Annotated in this window: 8 protein-coding genes; all 8 read left to right on the plus strand. The window is 61.9% G+C overall.

Going from position 1 to position 8,248, the window contains the following annotated elements:
• Nucleotides 1-9 precede the first annotated feature (9 nt).
• The 8 genes from DXD48_RS05325 to DXD48_RS05360 all read left to right on the plus strand — a co-directional run bounded on the left by DXD48_RS05325 (nucleotide 10) and on the right by DXD48_RS05360 (nucleotide 7,824).
• Entirely contained in the window at nucleotides 10-1,302 is a 1,293-nt protein-coding gene (locus DXD48_RS05325) for a MiaB/RimO family radical SAM methylthiotransferase (protein WP_117564280.1), read from the plus strand.
• The gene (locus DXD48_RS05330) at nucleotides 1,283-2,269 is read left to right on the plus strand and encodes a PhoH family protein (protein ID WP_117564281.1); all 987 of its coding nucleotides are present in this window, start codon (nucleotides 1,283-1,285) and stop codon (nucleotides 2,267-2,269) included. The genes DXD48_RS05325 and DXD48_RS05330 overlap by 20 nt, the downstream gene beginning before the upstream one ends.
• Entirely contained in the window at nucleotides 2,266-2,775 is a 510-nt protein-coding gene (gene ybeY / locus DXD48_RS05335) for an rRNA maturation RNase YbeY (RefSeq protein WP_117564282.1), read from the plus strand. The genes DXD48_RS05330 and ybeY overlap by 4 nt, the downstream gene beginning before the upstream one ends.
• A gap of 9 nt (nucleotides 2,776-2,784) precedes the next feature.
• Complete coding sequence (locus DXD48_RS05340; RefSeq protein ID WP_117564283.1) at nucleotides 2,785-3,162, plus strand: diacylglycerol kinase family protein; 378 nt, start codon at nucleotides 2,785-2,787, stop codon at nucleotides 3,160-3,162.
• A gap of 12 nt (nucleotides 3,163-3,174) precedes the next feature.
• On the plus strand, nucleotides 3,175-4,245 hold the full coding sequence (gene era, locus DXD48_RS05345; RefSeq protein WP_199407898.1) for a GTPase Era: 1,071 nt from the start codon (nucleotides 3,175-3,177) through the stop codon (nucleotides 4,243-4,245).
• Between the two features lie 15 nt (nucleotides 4,246-4,260).
• Nucleotides 4,261-5,010 carry a DNA repair protein RecO gene (recO, locus tag DXD48_RS05350; RefSeq protein WP_117564284.1) on the plus strand — a complete coding sequence of 250 codons (750 nt, stop codon included), beginning with the start codon at nucleotides 4,261-4,263 and terminating at the stop codon, nucleotides 5,008-5,010.
• Between the two features lie 138 nt (nucleotides 5,011-5,148).
• The gene (gene rpsO / locus DXD48_RS05355) at nucleotides 5,149-5,427 is read left to right on the plus strand and encodes a 30S ribosomal protein S15 (RefSeq protein ID WP_006235963.1); all 279 of its coding nucleotides are present in this window, start codon (nucleotides 5,149-5,151) and stop codon (nucleotides 5,425-5,427) included.
• A gap of 150 nt (nucleotides 5,428-5,577) precedes the next feature.
• Entirely contained in the window at nucleotides 5,578-7,824 is a 2,247-nt protein-coding gene (locus DXD48_RS05360; protein WP_022094703.1) for a polyribonucleotide nucleotidyltransferase, read from the plus strand.
• Nucleotides 7,825-8,248: the final 424 nt, after the last annotated feature.

Genomic DNA, 8,248 nt, shown 5'->3' on the forward strand with positions numbered 1-8,248 from the left:
GGAGCCCGCGTGCTCGCACCCCATATTTCCGTCGTCAACCTCGGCTGCCGTGTCAACCGGGTTGAGTCTGACCGTATCACTGCCGATCTTATGCGCCTGGGCTTTGCTATGGTGGAGCCCCACGATGCCGATCTGATCGTCATTAACACCTGTGCCGTTACGGGCGAGGCCGAGGCCAAGACCCGTAAGGCCGTCCGTCATGCGCTGGCCCATCCAAACGAGCCCTATGTGATCGTGACCGGATGCGTGGTCAATTTGCATCCCGAGGAGCTGTTGGAGCTTTCGGATCGCGTGATCGCCGAGCCGTCCAAGATCGATGTCGCCGAACGTGTCTGCGAGGTGCTGGGCGTTGAGTCCGATAGCGTTCCCGCCTGCAGCGATGGCGAGGTGGTCGATGCGCTCGGTCGCTCTCGCCTGGGCGTGAAGATCCAGGACGGCTGCAACCATCGCTGCACCTATTGCATTGTGTGGAAGGCGCGCGGCCCCGAGCGCTCCGTGCCCGTCGAGTCCGTTCTCGAACAGGTGCGCGAAGCCCAGGAGGCCGGCGTGCCCGAGGTGGTGCTGACCGGTGTGAACCTGGGTGCCTACGATGGCAAGAGCGCGACCGACGAGCATGTCGAAATCGACGAGCTGCTCGAGGCCATCATGGAGCGCACGACTATTGCGCATGTGCGCATTTCCTCGGTCGAACCCATGGATATCTCTGAGCGCCTGCTTAAGGTTATGGCGCGCTATCCGCAGCGTATTGCCCCGTTTTTGCACCTGCCCGTACAGTCCGGCTGTACGGCGACGCTGCATCGCATGGGTCGTCCCTATAGTGCCGAGGCCTTTGAGGACACGGTGCGCATGATTCGCGCCATCCTGCCGCAGGCGTCTCTTTCGTGCGACGTCATCGTCGGTTTTCCTGGTGAGACGGACGAGGAGTTCGAGGAGTCGCTGGCGCTGTGCCGCCGCGTGGGGTTCTCGCGTATGCACGTGTTCCGCTACAGTAAGCGTCCCGGTACCCTTGCTGCCGACATGCCCGACCAGGTGCCGCCCGAGGTTATGGCCGAGCGCAGCCGCCGTATGCGAGACGCGGCGCAGGAGCTCGCTATTGCCGATGCTCGTCGTCGCGTGGGCACTGTCGAGCGTGCCGTGCTCGAGTATGGTGACAACCTGACGCTCGGTTCGTTCCATCATGCCCGTCTTGACGATACCTGTGGACTTACAGCCCCGTGCCTGCTCGATGTTGCTATCATCGGAGTCGATGATTCCGGCTTGGTCCATGCGCGCAGGGAGGTCCATGGAAGCCTCGAAGATTAGACTTACCGTTCCCGAGGGAGTTGATCCCTCGCGTGTTTTGGGCGCCGGCGACGGCGTCCTTCGTGCGCTCGAGAGCTTGGTTCGCGCTCACGTGGTCGCCCGTGGCGATAGCATCTCCGTGAGCGGCGACCCGGACGAGGTCGAGCTCGTGGCTTGCTTTTTCGAACATGCTTTTCGCGAGGCGGCGGCCGGTCGTACCCTGTCTGCCGACGATGTCTCGCGTTGCCTGGCCGTCTTGCGCGACGGCGAGCATGAGGCCACATCGCTTCGCGATGACGTGCTGCTTTCATACCGCGGTCGTGTCATTCGTCCCAAGACGCTTGGGCAAAAGCGCTATGTGGATGCCATTCGCTCGCATACCATCACCTTTGGCTTGGGTCCTGCCGGTACCGGTAAGACCTATCTGGCCATGGCGCTCGCCGTTGCCGCGCTCAAGCACCATGAGGTGGGCCGTTTGATCTTGACGCGTCCGGTTGTCGAAGCAGGGGAGAACCTGGGCTTTTTGCCCGGCACCCTCGAGGAAAAGATCGATCCGTACATGCGCCCGCTCTACGATGCCCTTTTTGACATGATGGATCGTGAGCGCACCGATGAGCTTATGGAGCGCGGCGTGATCGAGATCGCCCCGCTCGCCTACATGCGCGGTCGTACGCTGAGCGATGCTTTCGTGGTGCTCGACGAGGCGCAAAATACCACGCCCGAGCAGATGAAGATGTTCCTGACACGCCTTGGATTCAACTCCAAGTTCGTGATTACCGGCGACCTCAGCCAGCGCGACCTGGTGGGTCGTCGTGGTGGCTTGGCGGATGTCGAGAAGATTTTGGGCCGTGTCGACGATGTGGCGTTTGCACACCTGGAGCGCGCCGATGTGGTGCGCCATGCCCTGGTGGGTCGTATCGTCGAGGCATACGATGCTTATGATGACGTGCGTGAGCAGCGCTCGCGCGACCGAAAGGAGTCCCGTTGAGTGTATTGATCAGCAACGATGCCGAGCTCGATACGCTGCTCGACGCGCAGGAAGTGGAGCACATCTGCGAGGTTGTGCTTGCCGCCGAGGGCGTTGAACGTGAAGTCGAGATTTCCCTTTCGTATGTCGACGAGGACGAGATGCACGAGCTCAACCACGAGTGGCGTGGCATCGACCGCACCACCGATGTGCTCTCGTTTGAATGCGACTCGGCCTTTGACGAGGATATTCCCGCCGACGAGACGCTCGAGCTCGGCGATATCATCTTGGCCCCGCAGGTCATTGCCCGTCAGGCCCCCGGCTTTGGCAATAGCCCTGCCGACGAGTGCCGCCTGATGCTCGTACACGGCATGCTGCACCTGCTGGGGTATGACCATATCGAGGACGACGAGGCCGAGGTCATGGAGGCCCGCGAGGACGCCATCCTGCGCGATCTGGCGCTCGAGCGCGGCGAGGACCCCAAGCTAGTCCACGTCGGCCCCATCACCAACCACGCCCACGACTAGGAGCCGTCTATGATTCCCGGATCGAACAAGGACCATCCGTCCTTCTTAAAGTCCTTTTCCTACGCCATGGAGGGCTTCGTCACCGCCGTCAAGACCGAGCGCAACATTAAGGTCATGCTCGTGGCGGGCGTGTGCACTGTCATTGCCGGCTGCATTGTGGGGCTCGACGTTGCCGAGTGGGCTACGATTATCATCTGCTGTGGCCTGGTGATTCACGGCGAGCTGTGCAACACCGCTATGGAGGCCATCGTCGACCTAGCGACCCAGGAGCTCCATCCGCTGGCCAAGCGTGCGAAGGACATCGCCGCCGCCTCTGTATACGTTCTTTCCATCACCGCCGCGATTGTGGGCGTGCTGGTATTTGCCCACGCGCTCGGCTTTATTTAGAAAGGGATTCCCATGTCCGACAATATGCAGCCTACCGATGAGATTTTGGACGACGAGTCCCTGGACGAGGCTGAAGGTGCCGATTCGTTTGACGAGGCCGAGGAGTTCGACCCGTTTGAGGGCATGAGCGATGAGGAGCTCGACGCCCTGTGCGACGAGGGCGACAGCCTCGCGGGCTTTGGTGACGTGGAGCCCGGTTTCCGCAGCGGCTTTGTGGCCCTGGTCGGACGCCCCAACGCCGGCAAGTCCACGCTGCTTAATGCCTGCTATGGCAAAAAGGTCGCCATCACCTCGCCGGTGGCACAGACGACCCGCCGTCGCATGCGCGCCGTCGTCAACCGTCCCGGCTACCAGCTGGTCTTTGTCGATACCCCGGGTATTCATAAGCCCAAGGACGGTCTGGGATCCGAGCTCAACAAGAGTGCGTTGTTCGAGCTGAACGATGTCGATGTTGTCGCGTTTTTGATTGATGCCACTAAACCGATTGGCAGGGGAGACGCCTGGGTTGCCGAGCGTGTCAAGAATGCCCGTTCCAAGAAGGTCCTGGTGCTCACCAAGGCCGATGAAGCCGACCCCGCACAGGTCATGGAGCAGCTTAAGGCCGCCCACGAGCTTATGGAATATGACGACGAGATCGTGACGTCGTCGGTCAAGAACTTTAACGTCGATGCCTTCATCGAGACCGTTGCGCACTTTTTGCCCGAGGGTCCGCGTTGGTTCCCCGAGGACATGGGTACCGACGCTTCCGATGAGACGCTCGTTGCCGAGTTTGTGCGCGAGAAGGTTTTGCGCCGCACCCGCGATGAGATCCCGCACTCCGTGGGCGTGATTTGCGATGCGCTTGAGCAGACCAAGAAGGTGCTGCGCGTGCACGCCACCATTTACGTCGAGCGCGAGGGCCAAAAGGGCATCATCATCGGCAAGGGCGGCGAGATGATCAAACATATCGGCATCGACGCCCGTCGCGACCTTGAGCGCATCTTTGGCACCCAGGTCTTTTTGGAGCTGGACGTGAAGGTCAAGGCCGGCTGGCGTGACGACGAGGCCCAGATTCGCCGCTTTGGCTATAACGCCGAGGATTAGGGACACGCGGCGCGAATGGCAGGTTCTCGTACATATCGTACGAAGGTGCTCGTCCTCGATAAGACCAAGCTCAAAGAGACGGACCTGATCCTGACGATGCTTGACGAGCGGGGTCGGCAGGTTCGTGCCGTGGCAAAGGGCGCGCGCAAACCCGGTGGACGCCTGGCTGCGCGCTGCGAGCTGTTCTGTACCGTCGATATGTTGCTCGCGCATGGACGCTCGCTCGACGTTGTTTCTCAGGCCGAGCTTTTGGAAGCGCCGGTTGGCGCCGCGCCCGATTACGAGACGACCTGCGCCGCAAGCGCGATTGCCGAGGTCGCGCGCGTGTGCTCATTCGAGGACGCCGAGGACCCGTTCACCTTTGCCATCACGCAGCGAGCGCTTGCCCTGGTGGGCAGCGGGCTCGACGCGGCGCATATGGATCTACTTGTGGCGGCATATGTCTTTAAGCTGCTGTCGCACGTTGGCTACCGACCCGATTTCTCGGCATGCGTCTCGTGCGGCGATCCCATGCTCTCGTATTTCTCGGCCCAAGCCGGCGGGCTTCTGTGCGGGTCATGCGCGTCGAGCATTCCGGGTGCCGAGCTGGTGTCGACCGGCGAGGTCGCATGGCTGCGCGCTCTGATGTCCATGACGTTCGATGAGCTCATGGCCGAGCGAATCGATCCGCATACGGCTGCTTTTTTGCTGGGGCTTTCGCATGTTTGGGCCGCCACGCACACCGATCAGCGGCTCCGTGCGATGGAATTCATGTTGGGTCGGTGATGATACGCAGGCGCGCGCCGCTTGTGGTAACATACCGACCTGTTGGTACCTCGACCTTGGATGTTCGCTCCACCGGCGGCTTCCCAGTTCGAGGCGAATAGAGTCGCCCACGGGCGACGCGAAACGAAAGGTGAAACAATGACTGTTTCCAAAGAGCGCAAGGCGGAGCTGACCGCCCAGTTCGGTAACTCCCCGGTCGATACCGGTAACCCCAAGGTTCAGGTCGCCATCCTGTCCGAGCGCATCAAGGAGCTGACCGAGCACATGAAGTCCCACCAGAAGGACTTCCACACCCGTCGTGGCCTGCTCATGCTCGTTGGCCGTCGTCGTCGTCTTCTCTCCTACATCAAGAAGAACGACATCGTCGAGTACCGTGAGCTCATCAAGGCTCTGGGCATCCGCGACAACATCCAGTAAGGATTTGTACATGCTAAGAGCGTCCTGCGCAGCGGGGCGCTCTTTTTGTGTAAGGGCGTGAACAATCACGCTCTGAAGCGTGACGGGGGCAGGGGGCCCGCGTCACATGAGAAGCCCGCAGGCAAGGGGCCTGTGGGGTAAAGGAGAACAATGACACTCGTATCCAAGACCTTTGAGCTGTACGGCAAGACCTACACCTTTGAGTCCGGCGAGCTTGCCAAGCAGGCCACCGGCGCTTGTCTGGTCAAGCAGGGTGACACCACGATGCTCGACACCGTGGTCGTCTCCAAGGAGCGTAAGAATTACGACTTCTTCCCGCTGACCGTCGACTTCAACGAGAAGATGTACGCTGCCGGCCGCATCCCGGGTGGCTACCTCAAGCGCGAGGGCCGTCCCAGCGAGAAGGCCACGCTCACGGCTCGTATGATCGACCGCCCGATCCGCCCGAGCTTCCCGGACGGCTTCCGCAACGAGGTACACATCGTCGCCACCTCGCTCGTCGCCGACCAGGTCAACCCCTTCGACGTCATCAACGTCATGGGCGCTTCGCTGGCCATGACGCTCGGCGGCGTGCCCTTCGAGGGCCCGCTTGCCTGCGTGCGCATTGGCCGTAACGTGGAGACCGGTGAGTTTATCGTCAACCCCACCTATGAGGAGCGCGAGAACTCCGACCTGGACCTGGAGTTGGGTGGCTCTGCCGACTTCATCTCGATGGTCGAGGCCGGCGCCGAGGAGATCTCCGAGGACGACATGCTCGCCGCTATGAAGTTTGGTCAGGAGGCCCTCGCTGCCTTCTGCCAGGCCCAAGACGAGTTCGTTGCCGAGTGGGAGCAGGTCAACGGCGCTATCGTCAAGAAGGAGTACCCGCTCGACCAGCCCGTCGAGGAGGTCCAGGAGCGCATCTTCGCCCACTACGACGAGATGGCCGCTGCCCTGCGCGACGCCGACAAGCTTTCCCGCATCGGTAAGGTCGAGGCTCTGAAGGAGTCCATCCGCGCCGAGTTCACCGACGAGGAGCAGGCCGCCTGGGAGCGCGAGATCCCCGTGGCGCTCAAGAAGCTCGAGAAGAAGGCCATGCGCACCATGGTCGTCGAGACCGGCGAGCGCGTCGACGGCCGTGCCGCCGACGAGATCCGTCCCATCATGGTGAAGGACAACTACCTGCCGCTCGTTCACGGCTCCGGCCTGTTCCAGCGTGGTCAGACCCAGGTGCTCTCCGTCCTGTCGCTCGGTATGCTCAACGAGGGCCAGCGTCTGGATACCATCGAGCCCACCGAGGGCAAGCGCTATATGCACCACTACAACTTCCCGCCGTTCTGTACCGGCGAGACTGGCCGCATGGGCAGCCCCAAGCGCCGCGAGATCGGCCACGGCAACCTGGCCGAGCGCGCTCTGCTTCCGGTGCTCCCCGACGAGAACGAGTTTCCCTACGCCATCCGCGTCGTCTCCGAGGTCATGGAGTCCAACGGCTCCTCTTCGATGGCTTCGACCTGCGGTTCCACGCTCGCCCTTATGGACGGCGGCGTGCCCATTAAGCGCCCGGTCTCCGGTATCGCCATGGGCCTGATCCAGGAGGAGGGCAAGACCGTGGTCCTGTCCGACATCCAGGGTCTCGAGGACTTCCTGGGCGACATGGACTTTAAGGTCACCGGCACCACCGAGGGCATCACCGCCCTGCAGATGGACAACAAGGCCACCGGTCTTACCTTCGACATCCTGGCCCGCGCCCTGCAGCAGGCCAAGGAGGGTCGCGCCTTCATCCTGCAGAAGATGCTCGATGTGATCCCCGAGCCGCGTCACACCACGCGCAGCACCGCTCCGCGCATCGTCTCCATCCAGGTTCCGACCGATAAGATCCGCGACGTCATCGGTTCCGGCGGCAAGGTCATCCGCGGTATCCAGGACGAGACCGGCGCTTCGGTCGACATCCAGGAGGACGGCACCGTCTTTGTCGGCGGCACCGGCGAGTCCGTCGATCAAGCCGTCGAGCGCATCAAGCTCATCATCAAGGTTCCCGAGCCGGGTGAGGAGTACACCGGTCGCGTTGTCTCCATCCAGCCCTTCGGCGCCTTCGTGAACCTGCTGCCCGGTAAGGACGGCCTGCTGCACATCTCCCGCGTCGCCAAGGGCCGCGTGGAGAAGGTCGAGGATGTCCTCAACGTGGGCGACGAGGTCAAGGTCGTCGTCATCGAGGTTGACGATCGCGGCAAGATCTCGCTCGATCGTCTCGACAAGCCCGAGGCCCCGGCTCGCGCCGAGGGTGCCTCCGAGGGTGACGGCGAGCACTTCCAGCGTCGTGAGCGTCCGCGTCGCGAGCGCTCCGAGCGCAGCGACCGCCCGCGCCGTCCCGGCGACAACGGAGGCCGCAAGCCCCGCCGTCACCACGACGCCGAGTAACAGTCGCACATAAGCAGCTCAACAAGGGCGACTCTGGACAGGGGTCGCCCTTTTGCTTGCGCCCGGGAGGGCCGCATATGAAGTTTCCTGCTCTACAGTCCTGCGCAAGACGGAAAGCACATTAAGTGCTTTCCTTTGCGTGCGGAACTCGCGATAAACTTCATATGCGGCCCTCCCGGGCGCAAGCAAAAGGGCTGGTTAGTGCAGCTCGCTATTTAGTTAGACAGTCTATTCAGTAGTCAGATTTCGGATCTGTAGATAGACGCAGCTGCACTTCCCCAGATAAAACAACCAAAATTAACCAGCCCATTGTTGGTAGGTTCCCCGCGAGGGCGGGCACGGATGAAGTTTATCGCGAGTTCCGCACGAACAGGAGGCCACTTAATGTGGCCTCCGTCGTGAGCAGGACTGTAGAGCAGGAAAC

This window comes from Collinsella sp. TM05-37, from assembly GCF_003436455.1.
In the GTDB taxonomy this organism is placed as follows: Bacteria; Actinomycetota; Coriobacteriia; order Coriobacteriales; family Coriobacteriaceae; genus Collinsella.